Genomic DNA, 21,904 nt, shown 5'->3' on the forward strand with positions numbered 1-21,904 from the left:
AACTATTTAGAAAGCCTCACTACCACTCGGCGGTTTTTTGCCCGGTCGAGCCGAGAGTCGTTAGGGGACACATGACGCTTTTCACCGTGACCGGTAATTTCTATGCGTTCACCGTCTACGCCCAGTGATGCAAAATAGTCTCTTATTGCATTTGCGCGGCGAATAGAAAGCTGTTCATTTGCATAAGGACCGCCATAGCTGTCGGTATAGCCATCAAGCAGAACAAGATCCAAGTCCAAATCTTCCTTGAGGTACTCACCTATCATATCCAAGCGCCGTTGTGAGTACTTGGTCAGTTCTGCACTGTTTTTTTGGTATGTGAGAACCGTATAGGCAATATCTTCAAAGCTATAGGGCAATAAATTAGCGACGCAGCGGCTAAAGTTATAATAAACCTCTTCAAATGCTGTCGCATTTAAGGCCACTGCAACTTTGTCATTCGGATTTAACCAGTCATTGTAGTAAATGGTTGGCCAAAATCCTTTTTCCAGCTCTGTAAGCATTTGCCAGGCGGCTTGTGAAGGCAAGTCGCCATCATACTGCTTGCGCAAATCCATACGCGCTATCTCGCGTTTCGCAAGGCCCGGCATCCATTTAGGCGGCATTGAATAGACAATTGCAGAATCGTATCGATTGGGCAAACGATACATATCCAAGTAAAATTCCATATTTAATTGTTTTGACGCTTCTGTAGTGAATGACGCAATTCCGTAGCCCGGTATTTCATGACTTATTTCGCATTTGAGACGCGTTTGCGAGCGCATTTCCCAATTGGATTGTTCAACATCCACTTGATAGTGACGCATGTTGGCGTGCGGCTTGTTTTGCCAAGCTAGAGAAAAGGTAAGTAATGCCAGCAAAAGCAATAAGCGTTGAACATGTATTTGCATAAATAGTAAAGTCATCTTTAAGTCTCAGTATTCCATGTAAGTATCGACTATTTTTGAGAAAGGTTTAGCCACAAGGCACTAAGGTTGGCATACTATGCCTTGTTGATAGTTATATTTGATAAAGAGACTAAGACTGAAATTATGAGTCAAAGCCCCCCTTCCCTTTCCGAGCGTTTTCGCGGTTATTTTCCGGTTGTTATCGATGTTGAAACGGGCGGCTTTAATGCCCAAACGGATGCAGTGCTTGAAATTGCAGCGGTGACTTTAAAGCTTAACGAGCAAGGGCAACTAGAGCGAGACACTGTATTCCATGAACATGTTGTGCCATTTGAAGGCGCAAATATCGAAAAGGCCGCCATTGAATTTAATGGTATCGATCCGTACTGCGCCTTAAGAGGCGCCAAGCCAGAGCATGATGTATTCAAAGAACTGTGCAAACACATTCGTAAAGCGCAAAAAGCGGCTGAGTGTCAACGAAGCGTCATCGTTGCCCATAATGCCACCTTTGATCAAAGCTTTGTAAATGCTGCAATTGAGCGTCAAAGTATCAAGCGAACGCCTTTTCATCCTTTCGTGTCCTTCGACACTACCAGTCTCGCCGCGCTTTGCTTGGGTCAAACGGTTTTGGTTAAAGCTTGTGAAGCAGCAGAAATTGAGTTTAAACAATCCGAAGCACACAGCGCGCTTTACGATACCGAAAAAACGGCAGAATTATTTTGTTACATGGTCAATCGCTATCAAATGCTAGGCGGCTGGCCCCTAAATAAAGAAGAAAACTAGCGATTTTTTAATCAAAAACTGCTTGCCTTTAATCTAAATAACAACTATTATCATTTGCAGTGTTGTTAGAAGAGGCAAAACATGTTCGTTTGTATGTGCTATGGCATTACCGATAAGCAAATCGAAAAAGCAGTGCGTGACGATGGCATTGGCAATATTCGCGAGCTTAAAAAACAGCTAGGCGTTGGATCGCAGTGCGGTGCATGTGTAGACATGGCAGTCTCAATTATCGACCAAACCATTATTGATGATTCCTTATTCAAAGACGTGGGCTGAATAGTTGATATTGTATAAATAGAATTGAATATTAAAATAGGCGCGTTATGAATTACGCGCCTTTTTTATATGTGTTTGTCTGCTTCAGACACTTTTTGGAAGATTTCCGCTTCGACTTACGATTCTTTTGCCTTTCCAGCAGCCTCTTTAATCAAGGGCTGTAATTCTCCCTGCTGGAACATTTCCAAAATGATGTCACAACCGCCAATTAATTCTCCATTTATCCAAAGCTGCGGAAACGTGGGCCAGTCTGCATACTTTGGTAATTCTGCTCTGATATCCGGATTTTGTAAAATATCCACATAGGCAAACTGTTCGCCACAAGACATAAGCGCCTGACTGGCTTGTGCCGAAAATCCGCAACTAGGTAGTTTAGGTGAACCTTTCATATAGAGAAGGATAGGGTTTTCAGCGATTTGTTCTTTAATTTTATCTAAGGTTTCCATAATAACTGCCATATCAATGTATAATGTGTGTAGGGTATGGGTCACAACGCAGAATATCAAGCCATCAAGGTCTTAAATTTCTTTAAATGGCTTAAATAAGTGTGATCTTTAACGCCTGTTTTTACGAAATAAGAAGACCCACTGATCATGTTCTAAAAGTTTTTATTGAAAAAGGGTTTAAAAGCAAGACTTTGCCCTTACTTCAACACTACAACATCCTCACAGAAAATGGAGAAAACACATGGCTTTTGAATTACCCGCACTACCTTACGAAAAAAACGCACTAGAGCCGCATATTTCAGCTGAAACATTAGAGTTTCATTACGGCAAGCATCACGCGACTTACGTGACCAAGCTGAACGGCTTAATCGAAGGTACTGACTACGCAGATAAGTCTTTAGAAGAGATTGTAAAAAGCAGTGATGGCGGCGTATTTAATAACGCCGCACAGATATGGAACCATACTTTTTACTGGCACAGCCTTAGTCCAAATGGCGGCGGTGAACCTAGCGGCGCACTAGCTGACGCAATCAACGCAAAATGGGGCTCTTTCGCAGACTTCAAGTCGGCTTTTAATGACAAAGCAGTGAATAACTTCGGTTCGAGCTGGACATGGCTTGTAAAAACAGCTGATGGTGGTTTAGATATCGTCAATACCAGCAACGCCGGTACACCTATCACTGAAGTCGGCTTAACGCCATTGTTAACTGTTGATTTGTGGGAGCATGCCTACTACATCGATTATCGCAATGTACGTCCAAATTATCTTGAAGGATTTTGGGCGCTGGCGAATTGGGATTTTGCTTCAGAGAACTTTGCAGCATAATTTGTAGCATAAACCACTTACGCTTTTTCTTAAAATACCCAGCCATGCGCTGGGTATTTTTTGTCTGCCTGTTTTTTATCTAACTGTTAAGCGCGTAAAACATCGATTAAATAGAATCTTCGCTTCAGGGACGCGATGCCGGGATCACTGGCGTTGGGCTTTTCACATCTGCATTTTGCGCTCGATGGCGTAAAAGGTGATCCATCAAAACCAAAGCAAGCATCGCTTCAGCAATTGGAACGGCCCGAATACCGACGCATGGATCGTGTCGGCCTTTGGTTATAATTTCAGCCGATTTACCTGCTACATCCACAGTTTCACCTGAAATAGAAATACTTGAAGTGGGTTTTAATGCCATGTGAACCAAAATTTCTTGTCCGGTTGAAATGCCACCTAATATGCCTCCAGCGTGATTAGTGTGAAAGCCTTCAGGAGAAATTTGATCACGGTGATCAGTGCCTTTTTGCGTCACCACATCAAATCCATCGCCAATTTCAACTCCTTTAACAGCGTTTATACCCATCATGGCGTGAGCGATATCCGCATCTAAACGGTCAAATACTGGCTCGCCTAGCCCAACCGGCACATTGATAGCCGATACACTGACTTTGGCACCTACTGAATTTCCCTCTTTTTTAAGGTCTCGCATGTACTGGTCAAGCGCGTCCAGTTTGGACGCATCTGGACAAAAGAAAGGGTTGGTATTAGTAATCGTATGATCAACTGAATCAATTGCGATTGGCCCCAATTGCGACAAAAAGCCACGAATTTCAATCCCAAAATGCGTTTTTAAGTATTTTTTGGCAATTCCACCTGCGGCAACACGAATTGCTGTTTCTCGGGCAGACGAGCGCCCTCCTCCGCGATAATCTCGCATACCAAATTTTTGCTGATAGGTGTAATCGGCATGACCCGGACGGAAGGTATCTTTAATTTTTCCATAGTCCTGACTGCGCTGGTCAGTATTATTAATCAGCAAACCGATGCTGGTACCTGTGGTCTTTCCCTCAAATACGCCTGATAAAATCTTCACTTCATCTTCTTCGCGCCGTGCCGTAGTGTAACGAGAAGTACCGGGCTTTCGTCTATCCAAATCTACCTGCATGTCTTCTTCTGTCAACTCCAGTCCAGGAGGACAACCGTCTACTACTCCGCCAATGGCAATACCGTGGCTTTCTCCGAAAGTGGTAACGCTAAATAGTTTTCCAAAGGTATTTCCAGACATCCTGCATTTACTCCAATTCGTCCAATATATCTTGTTGCGCTAATAACTGCGCTTTACTGATGGCAAAGATACCGCTTCCGCCATGTTCAAATTCGCACCAGGTAACCTCGAGCGAACCAAAGCGCTGAGCAAAGTTGGCTTCGGAATTCCCTACTTCAACAAACAGCCAGCCATCATCGTTCAAATGCTCGATGGCTTGTGTCACAATTTGCATGGTCAAATCCAGGCCATCGTAACCGCTTGCAAGCGCATGCTCGGGTTCATGGTGATATTCCTGTGGTAAATCTGCCATATCCTCAGCATCAACATAAGGCGGATTCGCAATAATCAGATCATAGCTTTGCCCGGCTAATTCACTAAAGATGTCTGATTGAATTGGATAGACGCGCTCTTCAAGCTGGTGATTCTCTATATTGATTGAAGCGACCTCCAACGCATCCATGTCTATATCCGTAGCATCAACTGCAGCATGCTCAAAGGCGTGAGCAAGCGCAATTGCAATGCAGCCACTGCCCGTGCACATGTCTAAAATGTGAGAAGGCGCAAAACGTTCAGATAAAAAAGGGGCAAAGCGTTTTTCAATCAGCTCGGCAAAAGGAGAACGAGGGATCAAAACACGTTCATCAACATAAAACGGCATTTTGGCGAACCACGCTACGTTCGAAATATAGGCTAAGGGTTTTGCGTGCTCTGTTCTAAGACGCACCCAGTCCAGTATCTTTTTGCGCTCCGCCATGGTTGTGCGCGTAACATACATGACTTGTTTCTGAGCAGCGTTCATCAACAGCGGCAAGTCTAATGCCTGAAAAACAAGGTGTTCTGCCTCATCCCAGATATTATCGGTTCCGTGCCCCAGGTAGATGTCATGGCGATGGCATTCACTGATACTAAAGCGTATCCAATCCCCAATGCTTACTAATTCGTGCAAAGGAGAATCTGCACTTGAGGCACTCGCGGCAGTAGTTAACTCGTTGATTGTAGATGAATGTTCAGACATTTGCGGTAAAATAAAAAAGCTGTCAGATTATTAATGCGTATAATACGCATTATTCCAATGGAATGCCTGTCTTAATGAACGATTTTTGCATTTTATTTGACGATAAAACTTGCAATGCTATTTGAGTTTAGCGCAAGCTTGCCAATATTGTCAGGCATCGCCTAATCTTCATGCCAAAGCATGCCAAAATAAGTAGAACCTATTGGGAGCAAAGGTGCTCTGAATAAATACAAAAAAGCAGAAGCTCTTATGAACACAATGGAAAGTTTACAAAAGCATTTTTTCGAGTTTATTGACCAAAGCGCTGAAGTCTTATCGTCAACGCAAACTTATATTCAATTTGCCACTATTTTGGCGATTTACATTTTTGCCTTTGTACTGGCTTTGCAGTTAAAAAAGCGTATTGCTTGGGTTCACGATACGCCAGAAGATAGTTGCCACCCTATCAGGCGCCTTGTGTTTAACATACACCGCTTGGTATTTCCGCTTATTGCCATTATTTTACTCAAGTTTGTCCTCGTCCTTTACGAAAAATCGGCTATCTCACACTGGTTACTATCCTACGCTCTGGGCATTGCGATGCTGCTATTTTTAAATCAGCTTATTGAGCGTTATGTGAGTAATCGTGTGCTTTCCAAGCTGTTTAAATGGATTGCTTTACCCATTCTGTTTTTGCACCTTGTTGGACTGTTACCTGAAATCGTTGCCGCGCTTGAGTCGGTTCGAATCGAAGTTGGCAACATTGAATTATCTGCCTATGGTCTTGCTCGCGTTATCATATTTGGCACATTTTTGTTTTGGTTTGGCCGCGCATCGAATCAATTTGGACAAGATGTAATTCGTAAACAAACTGATTTTGATGTACCCACAAAAGAAGTGCTCGCCAAGCTTTTTGAAGTAATCTTATTTACAGCTGTTGGTTTGATACTGATAAACGTTATGGGTATAAACCTGACTGCGCTTGCAGTATTTGGCGGCGCGTTAGGTGTCGGCTTGGGCTTTGGTTTGCAGTCCATCGCCTCTAATTTTATATCCGGCATTATCATTTTGCTCGACCGCTCAATTACGGTAGACGATTACATTGAGTTTGACGATAGCTGTAAAGGCTATGTCCGCGAGTTTAAAATGCGCTACGCAACTTTGGAAACCTTTGATGGTAAATTCATCATGGTACCCAATGAAAAGTTTATCAGCGAGACTTTTACCAACTGGTCTCATAAGGATATGAAGCAGCGTTTTCGCGTTGACTTCTCGGTTGCTTACAAAACGGATATTCGCCAATTGGTTGAAATCATCAAGTCGGTGGTGGCAGAGCATCCCCAAGTGATTAGCGGTGAAGATATCCCATTTGAAGAGCGTCCTGACTGCGAGATAGACAGTTTTGGGGATAGCGGTGTAAATATGTTTGTCGAGTTTTGGATGTATGGGGTAGATGACGGTAAAAATCGCGTAGGTGGTGACTTATTGCTCATGATCTTTGAAGCCTTGAGAAAACACGATATTGAAATTCCGTTCCCGCAGCGTGAAGTGAAAATATTAAATGAACAAGGTGGTGTCAGGTAATATGCATTCAGACGAAGATGAATTCAAAAAGCTCTTTGCTGACGCAAAACCGGTTAAACACGACACTTTCGTTCAAAGTGCAAAAGAAAAACGTGCGTTAAAACGAAAGCCAGCGGCGATTTATACGCACAGGGAAAAACAACGCGCAGCGTCGTTTGAATTTTCAGATGGTTTTGAAGCGCACTTTGATGCCAACAAAGCGCTTAAATTTGTGAGAGAAAACAATCAGACTGCATCACAGGGTGTTAAGCGCTTAAGGCGCGGAGAAATAGTGCCTGAGCTTGTTTTGGACTTACATGGTCTTAATCGCGCTCAAGCAAAACCCGAATTGGCTGCGGCAATTGATGAGGCGCTCAATAAACACTATGAGTGCATAAATATCATTCACGGCGTGAGCGGCGGTGTTTTAAAACAACAAGTGCCTAATTACCTTGTCCAACACCCGAGAGTGCTGGGTTTTCATCAGGCACCTTTGGAATGGGGAGGCAATGGCGCACTACTCGTGTTAATAGACACGCAAATATAATCTTTCAACAACGATGCGCCTGGCGCCTTTATTTATCTTCGTGTACGTTATTTAAAAATAAATAGACGTAATATGCACAAATAGCAATCACCACGAATATGCCAAGTACTGAACCCCATGCGACAGGATCTGAAAGTAGTAAGTCAATCATAAGCACCTCTGCTCTTGGTTAAAACGCCATCTAAAGCCGCACTAAATCGACGTGGCGTCATTTATAATTCATGGTTTAATTGTGGCAAAAAGTGCTAAAAAAACGCTGATCAAGATCAATGTTTTTTTCAAACCTAAATACTGCAGATAAATTTATTAATCTAGATCAAGTTTTTGCAAGGGTTAATGGATATTTGCATAACAGAATTGAGAGATCACTCACGCTCTTGCTTTAGAACCCTCTCCTGATACCGCTTCTCATATTGCTTGCGCCATAGATACTCTAAAGGGCCTTGTGAAAAGTGATGTGTAAGAAATTTCGCAAAAAGGATTTGAATAAACGTAAAAACAATGGATATCAGCATCAAATCCACTAAAGTGATGCTTTGAATATAGTCAGGGTCAATCCACGGTAAAATCACCTTAAACCATAGCGCCATTGCCACTGATTGGCTTATGTAAAGTGTTAAAGCAACTTTTCCGCACTTTTCCAAACTCGTTTCCACGCTTTTAAGAACATAGCGCTTGTTTGTAAGCGATAGTCTTATCAAAAAATGTGCGTAAATCAGCGAAACAAAAATCGCTGAAACGCTAGCGAGCGATGGCATAATGTTGCTGTCAATCGACGACAATAAAAAGTACGGCGAGATGGTGATAAGACTTGAAACAATCGCTGCAAGCGATATTTTTCCTAAAGTATCAGGTGTGAACCCTCTTTCAAAAAATCCACTTCTGTAAAGATAAATACCTAAAACCATCAGGCCTAGCGCCTGCCACAGGTAGGAAAAAACTGAGATAAGCAGCAAAAATATTGCTATTCCCGTATTGGCTAAAATAAAGTTTAAGTAGCTTTGATTGATAAACGCGGTTTTGGACAAGAAGGCCGCTGAGTTTCGATGCATAATCTCATCGCTTGAAGTGGAATATAATGCACCAGCGCCAATGATCAGACTCAGAATACTGCCGGCAATAAACAGGTGTTTTGCCGCCACGAGCAGGGTTTTTTGGTCATTATCCAAATACTTAATTACAACATAGCCGCACAGCGCATAGAATAGCAGGATGTCGCCACCAAAAAGAAAAGTAGCATGTAAGGCGCCGATAATTGCAAGCCAGAATAACCTTGATTTTAGGTAAATATTGACCGCGAATCCTCTAGCGCTGGCACGCTCATGCAAAATCGCCAGCCCCGCGCCAAATAAGATGCAAAACAGACTTCGAAAGCGCCCATCAATAAACAGGCCCTGCAGGATTAAAATTATCCTGTCGCTTGATATAGCCTCTTCAAAACCGACATAACCGGTGACAATATTGATGTGAAAACCAACATTCATAAACAGAATGCCAAGAATAGCGAGGCCCCTGATGGCATCAATTGACTTAATTCGATTCACTGTCAGTGACTGCTTTTTGAATATCTCGATACATGGCAAACTTTCTGGCGTTATACTCTGCGCTAGACGCTACCGGCCAATTACTGTTTACCGCAATGACTAAGTCTTTGCCAGGGTCTATAAAAATTCCCTGTCCAAAAATCCCTCGCCCTTGAAAGCTACCATCCTCCCACGTCCACCATTGGTAACCATATCCCATATCTTCGCTTCCTGTATCGGCTTGCTTGCGAGTGGCGAGATTAAACCAGTTGTCTGGCACGATGCTACTTCCCGTAGCCCCTTCACCGCCAACTTTTGCACCGTTTAATATAAATAAACCAAAGCGCGCGAAATCTCTCGTAGTAGCCTGAATACAGCAGCCGCTTATTTCATGATTGCTCGGCCCTAATATCCATGATGCATTCTGCTCTGCACCTATGTGCTGCCAGATTTTTTCGGATAAATAATCGGCGAGAGGTTTGCCTGTCGCTCGACTCACTAAAAGCCCAATCAGATTTGTTTCACCTGTGCTATATACCCAATTTGCACCCGGGGCTGATGCACGCGGCAACTTACGCATATAACTTGCCGTTGCGTCAATCCCTGGATCTGGCTGGTGAAAGTTGAATTGGGATACATCCGATTGTGGGTCGCTATAATCTTCATTCCACTTAACACCTGAGGTCATGGTCAACAGTTGCTCAATACTAACATCATCGTAAGCGCTACCGCGCATTGAAGGGATGTAGTCAGTCACCTTGTCTTGAAGACTTTTAATATAGCCATCTTTTAAGGCCGCGCCTACCAAGGTTGAAGTAAAAGATTTTGCAACTGAAAAGCTTGTCCATTTGCTATCTGCGTCGAAATCCAAACCATAGCCTTCAAAAACAAGTTTTCCTTCGTGAATTACCACTAATGCAGCAATTCGTTGACTCTTAAAATAATCAGCTATTTTCTCATCAGGAATGGCAAGGGGTTTACCTGGCTCTAATTCTATAGGCTTATTCTTTTCATTATTGTCTGTATGGTTTGATGTTTTCTCATCACTTTTAGAAATCGTACGCTTTGGCAAGATATCTAAATATTCTAAAGCTCTAAATCCAGCATCACGCTGCTCTGTGGTCCAGAAAAGCACGTTTTCATTGTCTGGAGGATTTAATATTAAATAGCGAACGCCACTGTTTAGACTAAACCAATACCCAACAGCAGCGACCAGAATGATGGTAAAAATACTGAAAAGCCATTTCCACATAGCTAATTTCTTTCCTTAGTCGCGATTTCTTCAAATGATAGATGAAAAAATAAGTCGCAAGCAAGCAAGAAGATCAACTACTTACATTTTTGGAATCAAAATTGCAATGCTGTTGCACAAAGTTATATCAATAAGTTTTGCAATCACACAGACCGTTAATTAACCATCGATAAAAGTAAGTGAGTCTTCTTATGGCGCTATTGCCAGCAATATCAATGTTAGAAAAGTCTGATTTTATCTCTGCTAAGAGAGCCAATAAATTGGCAGACAAATGTCGAGATGCTGACGTTGCTGTTTTTGAAGATAAACAGTCAGGCGTGGTTTACCTTGATCCGCAATATGGCGGCAGAAAGACAGACTATTACGTCAATAAAAGCATGCCTGCGACTGAGCATCCCCGAAATGATATGGATGTCGCTGATACCGAAAGACGAAGCATGCTCCTAGAGTCGCTAATCGCTGGAAAAGCATGGCTTGATTTTGGATGTGGACCTGGTTATCAACTTCGACATGATAGTCATTTATCACGCAGGCATTTAGGAATCGAACTTAATCAGACAAACTTGGAACTCTTGAAGCAATCTGGTTATCAGGTCAGTGCTGATTTTTACGAAGCGAAGACATTTACTGCGCAAGTTGTCAGTTTGTTTCATGTGATGGAACACCTCGATGACCCGCAAACAATATTGAAAGAATTGGCTGAAGCCTCGGATGAACAAGCAACGCTTATTATAGAAGTTCCTCACGCAAATGACTGGCTTATACATGAAGGCCCCGAAGCTTTTAAAGCCTTCACTTTTTGGTCAGAGCATATCGTTCTGCACACCAGAGCGTCTCTTAAATACACTATTGAAGCAAGCGGATGGCAAGTCAAATACATCAAAGGCGTTCAACGTTATCCAGTTTGGAATCACTTGCACTGGTGCTCACATCATGAGCCCTCAGGGCTTTCTGGTGCAACTAATGATGCGACAAGTATCGCTCTTGCACACGCTTATGAATCCTATCTGGCAGCAAGAGACCAAAGCGATACGCTTATTGCCATTGCAACTAAAAGAGTCTGAGCAATCAACATGAAATACACAGCTTTAATTCCAGCCAGAGGCGGCTCTAAAGGTATCCCCAACAAGAATATCAAGATAATGAATGGACAGCCCCTTATAACGTGGAGCATTTTACAAGCCAAAGCATCAAAAAAGATATCCAGAGTGATTGTCTCAACAGATGATGAAACAATTGCCGACATTGCACGCAAAGCAGGTGCACAGGTGCCTGAATTGCGCCCAAAACATCTTGCGACCGATGTTGCCTCAACAGAGGTCGTAATGCTGCATGCTCTAGACACATGGATGAAAGACGAATCAAACAAAAACGGACATGCGATGGTACTTCTGCAGGCCACATCGCCACTTAGGTTAGCCAATAGTATCGATAGCGCAATTTCTTTGTTCGAACAACAGCAGGCAGATTCGCTTGTTTCTGTATGTTCCAGCCATGCATTTTTTTGGAAAAACCCGAGTGCTCCAGAACCTTTATACGATTTCAGGGCTCGCCCCAGACGCCAGGATATCGAGCCTAAAGACCAGCAATACAGAGAAAATGGTTCAATTTATATCACTGATACACAACTTTTAAGCCGCGAAAAAAATCGTTTAGGCGGCAAGATTGCAATGTTTCAAATGAAAGAATGCGAATCCTGGGAGATTGATTCTATGACTGATTGGCTGATTGTTGAAACTATGATGAAAGAGGTAAACTTATGATCATCGAAAGAAATATCGCTCGATATGTTGTATTCACCGATGATGAGCTCAGCCATGCATTGAGAAAAATTAGTACAAATAAAACGCGTATCGTCTTTGCTGTAGCGCCAAATGGTGTGCTTGAAGGCGTAATTACTGACGGCGATCTTAGACGTTGGTTATTAAATTCAAGTGAGCTAGACATCACTCGTCCAGTTTCAGATGCTTTGAACAAGCGCTTTGTTTATCAACACGAAAACGCCCCAAGACAGGAAATTGAGGCCCTGTTTTCAAAAAAAATTGAATTTATTCCACTTATCGATAAACAGCAGCGACTGGTCGCAGTAGCTAGCTACAAACAACAGCCTATTCAAATAGATACAGATATTATTGATGCCGATAATCCCGTGTATATCATTGCGGAAATAGGAAATAACCACAACGGTGATATTCACATGGCTTATCGCCTCGTAGATGAAGCGGTGAAAGCAGGTGCTAATTGTGCAAAATTTCAATTGCGTGATATGTGCAGCATGTATCGACAGGCTGAAAGCGGCGTTAGTGGAGAAGATTTAGGGGCAGAATATACCTTGGATTTACTGGCTCGCTTTCAACTTTCAAACGATCAAATGTTCAAAGTATTTGATTACTGTAAAGAAAAAGGTATCACTCCACTATGCACACCGTGGGACGAAGTCAGCCTCTCTGTTTTAGAGGAGTATGGTATGCCTGCCTACAAGGTTGCATCTGCTGATTTAACCAATCATGAGTTTCTACTAAAACTCGCAAAAACCGGCAAACCTCTCATTTGCTCTACGGGTATGTCCAGCGAGGCAGAAATTAAAGAAGCAATCGCATTATTAAACGCTGAAGGTGCACAGTTTGTGCTCTTGCACTGTAATTCAACCTATCCTGCTCCGTTTAAGGACGTAAATTTAAAATACTTACACCGATTACAAGAGCTTATGGGGGATGGTTTTGTTGGCTATTCTGGTCATGAACGCGGTATCTCAGTAGCGATATCTGCGGTAGCACTCGGTGCGCGAGTTATTGAAAAGCATTTCACCCTTGACAGGAACATGGAGGGCAACGACCATCGAGTTAGTTTGTTGCCCGCTGAATTTGCGGCTATGACGCAGGGAATAAGAGAGATAGAGAACGCTTTGGGGACCGCAGAAATCAGAAAAATCACTCAGGGCGAAATGATGAACCGCGAAGTGCTGGGAAAAAGTCTGGTCGCAAATGTCGGGATTAAAGCAGGTGAGCGCATAAATGAATCTCACATAACAAGCAGAAGTCCAGGAAAAGGGCTGCCGCCCTATCGAAAGTGTGAGCTAATTGGGAAAATAGCACCAAGAGATATACAAAAAGGCGACTTTTTTTATCCTTCTGATTTAAATTCAGACGCTATAAAAGCCAGACCTTACCGCTTTGAACGTCCTTACGGTATTCCCGTTCGCTATCATGATTTTGTGAATATCGCTAAAAAGACTAACTTAAACCTGGTTGAGTTTCATTTTAGTTATAAAGACTTAGATTTATCTCCCGGCGATTATCTCGATGCGAAAGGTTACGACATGGATTTGGTGGTGCACAGCCCTGAATTATTCGAAGGCGATCATGTTATGGACCTCTGTTCATCGGACTCGGCATACCGAAATCGATCAATTGCAGAGTTGCAGCGCGTTATACAAGCAACGCGTGAGCTTAAGTCTTATTTTACGCGCTCTACAACACCAAAAATTATTATCAACGCTGGCGGATTTACGCTTGATGGTTTTATGCCTGAAGATGAACGAAAGATACGATATGCGTTAGTTGCAGATGCTCTTTCTCAACTCGATCAAAATGGGGTAGAAATCATTCCCCAAACCATGCCCCCCTACCCTTGGCATTTTGGCGGGCAACGTTTTCATAATCTTTTTATGGATGCAGACGAAATCAAAGCCTTCTGTGAAGCATATCAAACGCGTATTTGTTTGGACATTTCGCATTCCAAATTAGCCTGCAATTTGAAAGGGCAGTCGTTCAGCGAGTTTATTGAGAAAGTAGCGCCCTATACCGCACATTTGCACATTGTTGACGCTGAAGGTGTCGATGGTGAAGGTTTGCAAATTGGCGATGGAGAAATCGACTTTAAAGCCTTGTGCAACGAACTAAAGATACATGCACCGAAGGCTTCATTTATCCCCGAAATATGGCAAGGTCATAAAAATGAAGGCGAAGGCTTCTGGATCGCATTGGATAAACTGGAAGCCTTCTCTCTTTAAACTAAATCTGGGAGCTTAATCGAGGAGTAACTTGCAAAAGTGATTCTTGTAGTAATTAATCGTCTGCAATTTTCGCGCTTCAAGTTGCTCAAGATTTGAGCCATTATCATCCCTAAGTTTTTTATCAATCATTCCTTTAAGTTGCTCTGCAAATCCGCCTACTATAGAAACACAGCTGTCATTGATACCGAGGCTTTCATACAAATACTCTATCCTGTCAAGCGCAACTAAACCGATGCATTTTTTGGCCATTGACAACGAGCACACATTCGCGTGAAAACGCATACCAATGACGAGCTCCGCCGAACGGTAAACATTGAATAAATAGTCAGCTCCTGAGTCGCCCTGAATACAGGGAGCTATAGCAAGATGCTGTCTTACAAACCAATCATCCAGTTCGTTAAGCAAAGCATTAATTGCCCGCAAATCACTGTAAATATGAGGTACTAATACAACCTTAAGATTTTTTTTATGAACGATGTACTCAATACTTGCCTTTAATTGTAGGTGATACTCTTGTAATGATAATGCTGAAGACGCACTTCGCTGCATCGATAGCTGATCTTCTGTAATGTTTAGAGCGACATACTTGACGAGCCCCAGAGGGTTATCAACAGATTTTGGCGCATAGAAAAAACCATGATCAAGTATTTCAGTGATCCCCTTTAAATAATCAGGACCTAAATCACGAGAGATAGAATGCAAAGAGCCGTCATTGCGCACGGCGACGTGTATATTTTCGTTATCATACAAAGCCTCAAAAAAAACTTGTGCCTTCTCTTTATTTCCATCGGGAACAGGATGCAGAGCCATTGCACCCATACTGCTGATAAACGTGGGTGTTTTGATATGACGGATCAGATTGGGCGCAATATCGATAGTTGTGCCTGACTGACTGTTTTTATGCCAGTAGTCTAAAAACCCTCCGCCTCCTATGACTGCAAAATCGGCTTTGTTTATCGCTTCGATAAAGCTTTCGTCAAAGTGCATCTTGTCAACACCTTGATATTTTTGATAAAACTTTCGCATTTCCAGTTGAGAAATCTCAAGGGAGCTAAAAAACGGTTTTATCATATCGTAGAGGCCCATATGACTTGCATTGTCACCTATATTGCCTGTGAATGAAGCCAAATGAAGAAGCTTAGTCATTGTATAATCCAGATTCGTTGAAAAATGTGCGCTTTATTAAATTCAGACACTTGACACTCTGTGCTGAGGTGTTGCCTGCGGCGGTAATATCAATGTGTTAAAGTCTACTTTTTTTATGCCCAAACCATTATCAACTGGTGTGGCATCAAGCACACTTACACCGTTTAATTTTGCCAAATTTACCGCCCTCAGAATGCCTGAAGTTTGTCTATCAGCAATGGCCCTCGCTTTAGATTCCGCCATGTTGCTTCGCGTTTCTGTATAATAATTTGCCGCAAAGTGGGTTTGCCTTTGATTTCCGCGGTAATTGTTGTCTGCACCAAGAATGACAGCGCTAGAAGCACCCATAAAAACGGCAAATTGTATCATGCTACTGATTATTGTTCCGCCTGAAGCGACGCCACAGTGGTATGGATCGACCTCATCTGATTTTGCACGAAAACACGCCGGAAAATAAAATCGGTTAGATGTATCACGTTGTTGTGAATACAAGTGTGACGCTAAAATAATTGGAATAGTCAGCGCGTCAATTTCCTCTGGCCAGTGGAACAGCGCTTTCTCCTCCAAAAGAAAGTAATAGTCTGGTAAAAAACCCTTTCTTAACAAAATACCGTTTCCGCCTAAACAAATGCCGTCGTCAATTTTCTCCGGTGGCGTGTGATTAAGACTCGGTCCATTCCCTATGATGAAAAACCGTTGCCCCTTATGCTTATCTCGCAGACTTTCAAGCTTTTTGTAATCGCAAGGGTTGATTCTTGGCTCAGAACACAGAAATTGCCCCTGCGGCAAGTAATAAAAGGGCAAGTCTATGCCCATAGCGTCCAAGACCGTTTTCTGCGCTAAAGGCTCGGCCAGAGAGCCCGACAACATTGCATCAATCACCGTGGAGCAATCATCTTGGTTTGCCAAAGAACGGGGACTTTTTACGTCTAAACCATCGAGTTTCGAAACTTGCACTTGCGAAACGATGAAAACGGGGATGAAACCTTTTTTTAATAAACACGCTGCCAGATAACGAGCATATGGACCGTTACCAAAAATGCCAATTTTCTGATACTGAGACAACGAGGTAGATATGGATTCAAGCCACCTGTTTATTTGATTTTGCGTGTTATCGAATATTTGACTGGATTTAAGCACAGTGTCTTCATTGCTAGTAAACTTACTATTAAAGATTAAGCAAAGGAAATGCCAGATTATTCTTTTGGAGCGCAGATACTTATGACGCTCTATTTTAAGTAAATTAGATCCATACTGGTGTCAATAGAGCGATTTTATTTAGGTAACGATTTTATTTAGGTAAACAGGCGCATAAACCAGGATTTACTCAGTTCTTCTTCACAAGTACGAAGTTGCGCCGCATAGCGTTTTGAGCGCGCATCCACTCTATTAGCAACTTTTATTAACCATGGTTTTTTGCGGTAGGATTTTCGTTTATATCCGCCCCAGCCTTCATGATAATTGAGGTACTGCGTGCCAGCATCCCACTTTGAAATACGATTAATCGAATGTGTTTTACTGATAAACCAGCCCATAAAGTCAATTGCATCGTCAAAGTCATCTCTATCTGCAAAGCGATTACCCGTTTCGCGCACATAGTCATCCCAGGTCATTGTTTTAGCTTGGGCATATCCATAAGCGCTGCTGACTCTCCCCCACGGAATTAATCCAAAAAAGATATAATCTCGAGGCGGCAGTGCATCATGTCTAAAGGAGCTTTCCTGATACATCATTGCCATGGGTACGTGAATTGGCACGCCCCACTTTTCTCGCATATCTGAGGCTGCGTCAAACCAGTCGTTCTTTTCTTCAAAAATATGGCATATATTTTCGCGTTTGCTGGGTTGAGTGGTTGAGCAAGCACCCAGGAAAACGACGCAGCAACACGACATTAAAAAAAGATTGAATTTTTTTTGCATTTTATTGAACTTCTTTTACGACAATAGACTCTATATATACGAATTAATTGTGTTTCCCTAAGTGTGTTTGACCCAGCTTCATGGCTGGGTTTCTTTTTTCTGCTTATCACTCTTCTGCTTAGCACTCTTCTGCTTAGCACTCTCGCCTTAACTGGACGCTTTTAGCTCTTTTTGTTCGTGTACTGGAGCAAAATAATCACGAATAAAATTCGCAAAGTCTTTATCATCTTCCCTTTCAATTTGAGTTTGCGCATTCACCGATAAAGAAGCCTGTTCAGTAAACGCTTCTTTAGTGATGTTTCTGTATTCCAAGTTAGACACAAAGGTTTTGTATTCTTTCGCCAATTCCATGCCAAGCATGCTGTTATCAATTTGATTGTCTAACAAGGTATCTAGCCATCTACCTGAAAGAGTCTGACTCGCATCGTCGGCTTTTATCGATTCGTTTTTCACCGCATGGGCATATTTATCTGTTTGATTTGCTTTATCTAAAACCTCGGCGATAGACTGTAAGTCTTTCATGATGTTCGAAAGCCATCTATCCAAACGAATATTTTTCCCGCCATCCCGTAGTTCCAGTTGTGGCTCACGACCTCTTAATACCGTGCTTACAAAGTTGCTCTGACTCTCTTCGTGCAGAGCATCGTCGTATTCTATTGGCTCAAGCATCAAACAGTAGATTAAAAACACATCCAGAAAATCCATTTGCGAAGCATCAATCCCGACAGGTGAAAATGGGTTTACATCTAAAGAACGGATTTCTAGATAACGTACACCCCTGTCTTCTAATGCGTCAGTGGGCTTTTCTAGCGTTTTTGCAACCTGTTTGGGCCTGATTGGGGAATACAATTCGTTCTCTATTTGAAGCACATTTTTATTAAGCTGCTGCCAATTCCCGTTCTCGCCTGCTGGAATATTGGCGTACTGCTGAGCAGGTTTATTGATTGCGCGCCGCAAGGTTTCTACATAGGTGCTTAGGTCGTTGTAGCAAATTCTTAAATTTGACTGCGCAGCGCTGGTATATCCTAAATCGCTCATTCGCAATGAAGTACCATGTGGCATATATAAAGTGCCTTTGCCAACTTTTTCAAAAGGATGGGCAACCTCTCGGTGACTGATAAATGAGCTGCATAAGGCAGGTGAAGCCCCAAATAAATAGGGTATTACCCACGCTAAGCGTTTGAATTGACGGACCAACGCAAAATACTGCTTTGAAATGCAATCTTTATTATTTTCCTGTTCTTGAAAGTCACACCAGTGCGCCCAAAATTCATCGGGTAAGGAAAAATTAAAATGAACGCCACTTATTACTTGCATCATACTGCCGTACCGATTATGAAGCCCGGTGCGATAAACTTCTTTCATTTTCGCAATGTTGGAACTGCCGTATCGCGCAATGGGAATATTCGTGTCTTTATCTATGAAACAAGGCATACTCATTGGCCACAAATATTCCTCGCCAATATTCTCGTAGGTGTATTTATGAATATCAATAAGCTGCTCGATAGTGACAGCGGCCTGTATTTCGGGTGGCGTGATAAATTCCAGCAAAGATTCTGAAAAATCGGTTGTAATCCATTCGTGAGTCAGGGCTGAGCCAAGTTTAGCGGGATGAGGCGTGCTCGCCAAACTTCCATTTGAATTGACTCGAAGCGTTTCTCGCTCTACCCCCCGTCGAATATTAACTAAGGTCGCCATGACCTTATTCTGGTTTATAAAGGACAGCCGTCTATCAAATTGTTTAAATAATTTACTCAAAAAAAGATCCCAATTAATTTTGGGTAAGTCACCCGTTATTTTTCGTCTATTCTATTGCAGGGCATCACAAATAGACACCCTTTAATTTATATCAAAGTGATACAAATAAGTTCTTTGCAAACACAAAAAGCTCGTAATCATTTTAAAGCTAATTGGTACAGGACTTTGTAACTTGATGTAATTGTATTATCCTTTCTTGTAAATACAGCTCACAAAGGCCCTTTTGTATGCATGACAGACGACCCTTACTTGATTTAGGTTTTGGCTTAAGTCAGCTTGGCGGAAACGAAAAATTGCTTATGAGAATGTTGGGTAAGTTTAGAGATGAATTTGAACATATGCCAAGTGAGGTTAAATCTGCGCTTGATAAAGGCGATTTGGAAGACGCCAAAATTAAAGTGCACACCACAAAAGGAATCACCGGAAACCTCGGCTTGATGGCTTTATTTGACGTGAGTAAAGAGCTTGACCGACAAATAAAGGCAGAAGACATCGAGGATGAAACTCTTAACGCTTTTGAGCTAACCATGTCGCAGACCTGTGAAGCCATCGATAAGCAAGATGACAAGGAAGTAGATACCCAGCTTCACGCAAGGACTCACATCGCAGATGCAAAAACACAATTGCTAGATAAACTGGCTCGTCATGAATTTATTGATGATACTTTGTTGCATAATTTGGTCAGCTCGCTCGACATTTCAAAAGAGCAGCAAGCATCGCTTATTAATCTGGTAGAAGAACTACAATACGATGAAGCCTCCGAGCTTGTTAAATCTCTCCAACTTTGAGTCCTGCAAAATAAACAAACTATGAGACGGCTATCCATTAGATTTTACTTCTACGCAGTGTTTTTAAAATGATTAGTGAGAAGAGGGTGTCGTCTTCCATTGATATTTTGCTAGAGCATGACGATTTTCTTATTGTAGATAAGCCGTGTAATGTTGCGATGCATAGAGGCGACGAAAGCACTGTGAGTATCCTGAATTTGCTAGCGTCTTTTGGGTTTAAAGAAAAGTTGTTTTTGGTTCACCGATTAGATACACCAACTTCAGGCTGTTTACTGATTGCCAAACATAAAGAAAGCGCGGGTATTTTATCTGATCTGTTTGCCAAGAGAAAAATCGAAAAATATTATCTGGCGATTAGTGATAAAAGGCCGAAGAAAAAACAAGGCTCTATAATGGGTGACATGCAAAAGGCGCGCGGCGGAAGTTACAAGCTGAGTAAATCATGCAATCAACCCGCTATCACGCATTTTGTTTCAAGCGCTATTCTAAATAAAGGAAAGCGCCTTTACTTGTGTAAGCCAATTACTGGTAAAACCCATCAAATAAGAGTCGCTTTAAAAGCGCTAAGCGCACCGATAATGGGCGATGACCGCTATGGCGGCTCTCCTTCCGATCGTCTCTATTTGCATAGTTTTGGCATGCGGTTTTTATATCAATCAAAGCAGATAACGCTTTTTCATCCACCATGCGAAGGCATACATTTTGATTCGCTCGAATTACCACAGTCGTGGTTGGAGCCGCATCATCTGATGTGGCCAACGGCCAAACTGACAAATGTATCTTATATCTCAAAAGACGCTGAATAATGAGTGATTATTTCAGTTCGAATAAGGCAGTTCACACGTACAAGGCTCTTCACCACGGGGCTCTTAATTATGGCATCATTGGCTCTGGTGCAATTGGGTTGTATTTAGCTCAGGTGCTGGAAGAATCAGAAGCCCCATTAAAAGTCAGTATGTTTGGACGAAGCGATGCGAAAACGCATGAACTTATTGTTAAAGAGCGCTTAGAACAAAAAGATTTTGAGCAGAAACAATACGAACAAAATACATCTAGTAAACAACAAACAAAGGCGCTGGCAAAGAGAGGCCATTACCACCTAAAGCATCATAACTTGCAGTCTGTGATTGAAAATAAAGATCCTCAGATTAGGTTAAGCGATCTGGATTTGCTTATTATCCCCGTCAAATACTATCAGCTCGCTGCACTTGTTGCGCAGTTGCAGGGGAAATTACCTGAGCAACTGCCACTCCTTCTTTTACAAAATGGCTTAGGCGGACACGAGATATTGCACGAAAAATTTCCAAACAATACACTGTATGTTGGAACGACAAGCGATGCGGTATTTAAACAAGGTCACGCGAACAAAAGCACAATCACAATTAATGCCAGAGGCAAACTGAGCATTGGTGCAGTGGAGCTGGCAAATGCTGAACCTGAAAGTAAGGCGCCTGCTGTTATTCAAGCGCTAATCGACGCACACCGCCACGCAGCAAAACCGCGTGATTCTAAAGTTCCGCCATCAAGCGCCGTTTGGGCGCAAGATATACGTACGCATCTTTATCAAAAGCTTGCAGCCAATGCTGTCATTAATCCCCTAAGTGCTAAATTGAACTGCCGAAACGGCGAAATAAAAGGCGCGGCTGAACTTCTTGAAGGAATAAAAAGTGAAATATTTAAGCTATACAAGGCGTTAGAGGTAGGCTTGGATGAACATTTACTCAATCGTTATATTGATGATGTTATTCACAACACGGCGCAAAACTATTCATCGATGCAGCAAGATATTTATCACAAGAGAAAAACTGAAATAGATGGAATATTAGGCGTATTAATAGAAAAAGCGGCAAAGCTTAATATGAGCTTGCCGCTTATCGAGCGTATCTACCAGCAGATTAAAGATATGGAATCTCAATATCTAGGCACAGATTCAGCTGAATAAGGCTTTCGAGAAAACACGCTTATTGCCTATCT

At 42.3% G+C, this 21,904-nt stretch carries 22 protein-coding genes; 11 read left to right on the top strand and 11 right to left on the bottom strand.

Annotated elements, in window-relative coordinates:
- Window positions 1–2: 2 nt before the first annotated feature.
- Window positions 3–806, bottom strand: a complete 804-nt coding sequence (locus D6V41_RS02000; protein ID WP_421907475.1) for a flagellar protein MotY — start codon at window positions 804–806, stop codon at window positions 3–5.
- 225 nt (window positions 807–1,031) lie between these two features.
- On the opposite strand from D6V41_RS02000, the gene rnt reads away from it, so the two are divergent.
- The gene (gene rnt / locus D6V41_RS02005) at window positions 1,032–1,670 is read left to right on the top strand and encodes a ribonuclease T (RefSeq protein ID WP_136249807.1); all 639 of its coding nucleotides are present in this window, start codon (window positions 1,032–1,034) and stop codon (window positions 1,668–1,670) included.
- Between the two features lie 81 nt (window positions 1,671–1,751).
- A complete protein-coding gene (locus tag D6V41_RS02010) occupies window positions 1,752–1,946 on the top strand; it encodes a bacterioferritin-associated ferredoxin (protein ID WP_136249808.1) in 195 nt (64 codons plus the stop codon).
- 116 nt (window positions 1,947–2,062) lie between these two features.
- Here D6V41_RS02010 and D6V41_RS02015 read toward each other — a convergent pair whose 3' ends face one another.
- Window positions 2,063–2,392: a Grx4 family monothiol glutaredoxin gene (locus D6V41_RS02015; RefSeq protein WP_136249809.1), complete on the bottom strand. Its 330-nt coding sequence runs from the start codon at window positions 2,390–2,392 to the stop codon at window positions 2,063–2,065.
- Between the two features lie 241 nt (window positions 2,393–2,633).
- On the opposite strand from D6V41_RS02015, the gene D6V41_RS02020 reads away from it, so the two are divergent.
- Window positions 2,634–3,218, top strand: a complete 585-nt coding sequence (locus D6V41_RS02020) for a Fe-Mn family superoxide dismutase (RefSeq protein ID WP_136249810.1) — start codon at window positions 2,634–2,636, stop codon at window positions 3,216–3,218.
- 124 nt (window positions 3,219–3,342) lie between these two features.
- Here D6V41_RS02020 and aroC read toward each other — a convergent pair whose 3' ends face one another.
- The gene (gene aroC / locus D6V41_RS02025; protein ID WP_136249811.1) at window positions 3,343–4,443 is read right to left on the bottom strand and encodes a chorismate synthase; all 1,101 of its coding nucleotides are present in this window, start codon (window positions 4,441–4,443) and stop codon (window positions 3,343–3,345) included.
- Window positions 4,444–4,450: 7 nt separating this feature from the next.
- Window positions 4,451–5,440 (bottom strand): 50S ribosomal protein L3 N(5)-glutamine methyltransferase, encoded by a 990-nt coding sequence (gene prmB / locus D6V41_RS02030; RefSeq protein ID WP_136249812.1) that lies wholly within the window; start codon window positions 5,438–5,440, stop codon window positions 4,451–4,453.
- Between the two features lie 258 nt (window positions 5,441–5,698).
- Between prmB and D6V41_RS02035 the strand changes: the two genes are divergently transcribed.
- Together D6V41_RS02035 and smrB are read left to right on the top strand one after the other, a co-directional pair.
- Window positions 5,699–7,003 (top strand): mechanosensitive ion channel family protein, encoded by a 1,305-nt coding sequence (locus tag D6V41_RS02035; protein WP_421907477.1) that lies wholly within the window; start codon window positions 5,699–5,701, stop codon window positions 7,001–7,003.
- A 1-nt stretch (window position 7,004) separates the two neighbouring features.
- Window positions 7,005–7,529 carry an endonuclease SmrB gene (gene smrB, locus D6V41_RS02040; protein ID WP_136250073.1) on the top strand — a complete coding sequence of 175 codons (525 nt, stop codon included), beginning with the start codon at window positions 7,005–7,007 and terminating at the stop codon, window positions 7,527–7,529.
- A gap of 28 nt (window positions 7,530–7,557) precedes the next feature.
- Here the strand turns inward: smrB and D6V41_RS02045 are convergent, their stop codons facing one another.
- The 3 genes from D6V41_RS02045 to D6V41_RS02055 all read right to left on the bottom strand — a co-directional run bounded on the left by D6V41_RS02045 (window position 7,558) and on the right by D6V41_RS02055 (window position 10,304).
- A complete protein-coding gene (locus D6V41_RS02045) occupies window positions 7,558–7,680 on the bottom strand; it encodes a DUF3149 domain-containing protein (RefSeq protein WP_136249814.1) in 123 nt (40 codons plus the stop codon).
- A 214-nt stretch (window positions 7,681–7,894) separates the two neighbouring features.
- Complete coding sequence (locus tag D6V41_RS02050) at window positions 7,895–9,073, bottom strand: DUF418 domain-containing protein (RefSeq protein WP_136249815.1); 1,179 nt, start codon at window positions 9,071–9,073, stop codon at window positions 7,895–7,897.
- Window positions 9,060–10,304: a serine hydrolase domain-containing protein gene (locus tag D6V41_RS02055; protein WP_136249816.1), complete on the bottom strand. Its 1,245-nt coding sequence runs from the start codon at window positions 10,302–10,304 to the stop codon at window positions 9,060–9,062. Before D6V41_RS02055 ends, D6V41_RS02050 begins: the two co-directional genes overlap by 14 nt.
- 215 nt (window positions 10,305–10,519) lie before the next feature.
- Here D6V41_RS02055 and D6V41_RS02060 point away from each other — a divergent pair, with 215 nt between their 5' ends.
- From D6V41_RS02060 to D6V41_RS02070, 3 genes are read left to right on the top strand one after another with little or no spacing between them, the layout of a single operon-like run.
- Window positions 10,520–11,368, top strand: a complete 849-nt coding sequence (locus D6V41_RS02060) for a class I SAM-dependent methyltransferase (protein ID WP_168710934.1) — start codon at window positions 10,520–10,522, stop codon at window positions 11,366–11,368.
- Window positions 11,369–11,377: 9 nt separating this feature from the next.
- Window positions 11,378–12,067: an acylneuraminate cytidylyltransferase family protein gene (locus tag D6V41_RS02065; RefSeq protein WP_136249818.1), complete on the top strand. Its 690-nt coding sequence runs from the start codon at window positions 11,378–11,380 to the stop codon at window positions 12,065–12,067.
- The gene (locus tag D6V41_RS02070; RefSeq protein WP_136249819.1) at window positions 12,064–14,316 is read left to right on the top strand and encodes an N-acetylneuraminate synthase family protein; all 2,253 of its coding nucleotides are present in this window, start codon (window positions 12,064–12,066) and stop codon (window positions 14,314–14,316) included. The genes D6V41_RS02065 and D6V41_RS02070 overlap by 4 nt, the downstream gene beginning before the upstream one ends.
- A 15-nt stretch (window positions 14,317–14,331) precedes the next feature.
- On the opposite strand, the gene D6V41_RS02075 is transcribed toward D6V41_RS02070, so the two are convergent.
- From D6V41_RS02075 to gshA, 4 genes are all read right to left on the bottom strand, one after another.
- Window positions 14,332–15,465: a polysaccharide pyruvyl transferase family protein gene (locus tag D6V41_RS02075; protein ID WP_136249820.1), complete on the bottom strand. Its 1,134-nt coding sequence runs from the start codon at window positions 15,463–15,465 to the stop codon at window positions 14,332–14,334.
- 42 nt (window positions 15,466–15,507) lie between these two features.
- Complete coding sequence (locus tag D6V41_RS02080; protein WP_136249821.1) at window positions 15,508–16,605, bottom strand: 6-hydroxymethylpterin diphosphokinase MptE-like protein; 1,098 nt, start codon at window positions 16,603–16,605, stop codon at window positions 15,508–15,510.
- A gap of 155 nt (window positions 16,606–16,760) precedes the next feature.
- On the bottom strand, window positions 16,761–17,384 hold the full coding sequence (locus D6V41_RS02085) for a transglycosylase SLT domain-containing protein (RefSeq protein WP_136249822.1): 624 nt from the start codon (window positions 17,382–17,384) through the stop codon (window positions 16,761–16,763).
- Window positions 17,385–17,531: 147 nt separating this feature from the next.
- Window positions 17,532–19,142, bottom strand: coding sequence for a glutamate--cysteine ligase (gene gshA, locus D6V41_RS02090; RefSeq protein WP_277750962.1), 1,611 nt, complete (start codon window positions 19,140–19,142; stop codon window positions 17,532–17,534).
- A gap of 227 nt (window positions 19,143–19,369) precedes the next feature.
- Here gshA and D6V41_RS02095 point away from each other — a divergent pair, with 227 nt between their 5' ends.
- The 3 genes from D6V41_RS02095 to D6V41_RS02105 all read left to right on the top strand — a co-directional run bounded on the left by D6V41_RS02095 (window position 19,370) and on the right by D6V41_RS02105 (window position 21,872).
- Window positions 19,370–19,930 (top strand): Hpt domain-containing protein, encoded by a 561-nt coding sequence (locus D6V41_RS02095; RefSeq protein WP_136249823.1) that lies wholly within the window; start codon window positions 19,370–19,372, stop codon window positions 19,928–19,930.
- Window positions 19,931–20,016: 86 nt separating this feature from the next.
- Window positions 20,017–20,736: a TIGR01621 family pseudouridine synthase gene (locus D6V41_RS02100; protein WP_206663229.1), complete on the top strand. Its 720-nt coding sequence runs from the start codon at window positions 20,017–20,019 to the stop codon at window positions 20,734–20,736.
- On the top strand, window positions 20,736–21,872 hold the full coding sequence (locus D6V41_RS02105; protein WP_136249825.1) for a ketopantoate reductase family protein: 1,137 nt from the start codon (window positions 20,736–20,738) through the stop codon (window positions 21,870–21,872). Before D6V41_RS02100 ends, D6V41_RS02105 begins: the two co-directional genes overlap by 1 nt.
- Window positions 21,873–21,904 lie beyond the last annotated feature (32 nt).

The organism is Ningiella ruwaisensis, from assembly GCF_004798935.1.
GTDB lineage: Bacteria > Pseudomonadota > Gammaproteobacteria > Enterobacterales > Alteromonadaceae > Glaciecola > Glaciecola ruwaisensis.

Coding starts and splice junctions, on each gene's coding strand:
- D6V41_RS02000 (WP_421907475.1), bottom strand. CDS start 806: ATGCGTCACTATCAAGTGGATGTTGAACAATCCAATTGGGAAATGCGC.
- D6V41_RS02010 (WP_136249808.1), top strand. CDS start 1,752: ATGTTCGTTTGTATGTGCTATGGCATTACCGATAAGCAAATCGAAAAA.
- D6V41_RS02055 (WP_136249816.1), bottom strand. CDS start 10,304: ATGTGGAAATGGCTTTTCAGTATTTTTACCATCATTCTGGTCGCTGCT.
- D6V41_RS02105 (WP_136249825.1), top strand. CDS start 20,736: ATGAGTGATTATTTCAGTTCGAATAAGGCAGTTCACACGTACAAGGCT.
- D6V41_RS02075 (WP_136249820.1), bottom strand. CDS start 15,465: ATGACTAAGCTTCTTCATTTGGCTTCATTCACAGGCAATATAGGTGAC.
- D6V41_RS02085 (WP_136249822.1), bottom strand. CDS start 17,384: ATGCAAAAAAAATTCAATCTTTTTTTAATGTCGTGTTGCTGCGTCGTT.
- rnt (WP_136249807.1), top strand. CDS start 1,032: ATGAGTCAAAGCCCCCCTTCCCTTTCCGAGCGTTTTCGCGGTTATTTT.
- D6V41_RS02045 (WP_136249814.1), bottom strand. CDS start 7,680: ATGATTGACTTACTACTTTCAGATCCTGTCGCATGGGGTTCAGTACTT.
- D6V41_RS02065 (WP_136249818.1), top strand. CDS start 11,378: ATGAAATACACAGCTTTAATTCCAGCCAGAGGCGGCTCTAAAGGTATC.
- D6V41_RS02015 (WP_136249809.1), bottom strand. CDS start 2,392: ATGGAAACCTTAGATAAAATTAAAGAACAAATCGCTGAAAACCCTATC.
- D6V41_RS02035 (WP_421907477.1), top strand. CDS start 5,699: ATGGAAAGTTTACAAAAGCATTTTTTCGAGTTTATTGACCAAAGCGCT.
- D6V41_RS02070 (WP_136249819.1), top strand. CDS start 12,064: ATGATCATCGAAAGAAATATCGCTCGATATGTTGTATTCACCGATGAT.
- aroC (WP_136249811.1), bottom strand. CDS start 4,443: ATGTCTGGAAATACCTTTGGAAAACTATTTAGCGTTACCACTTTCGGA.
- D6V41_RS02095 (WP_136249823.1), top strand. CDS start 19,370: ATGCATGACAGACGACCCTTACTTGATTTAGGTTTTGGCTTAAGTCAG.
- smrB (WP_136250073.1), top strand. CDS start 7,005: ATGCATTCAGACGAAGATGAATTCAAAAAGCTCTTTGCTGACGCAAAA.
- D6V41_RS02020 (WP_136249810.1), top strand. CDS start 2,634: ATGGCTTTTGAATTACCCGCACTACCTTACGAAAAAAACGCACTAGAG.
- prmB (WP_136249812.1), bottom strand. CDS start 5,440: ATGTCTGAACATTCATCTACAATCAACGAGTTAACTACTGCCGCGAGT.
- D6V41_RS02060 (WP_168710934.1), top strand. CDS start 10,520: ATGTTAGAAAAGTCTGATTTTATCTCTGCTAAGAGAGCCAATAAATTG.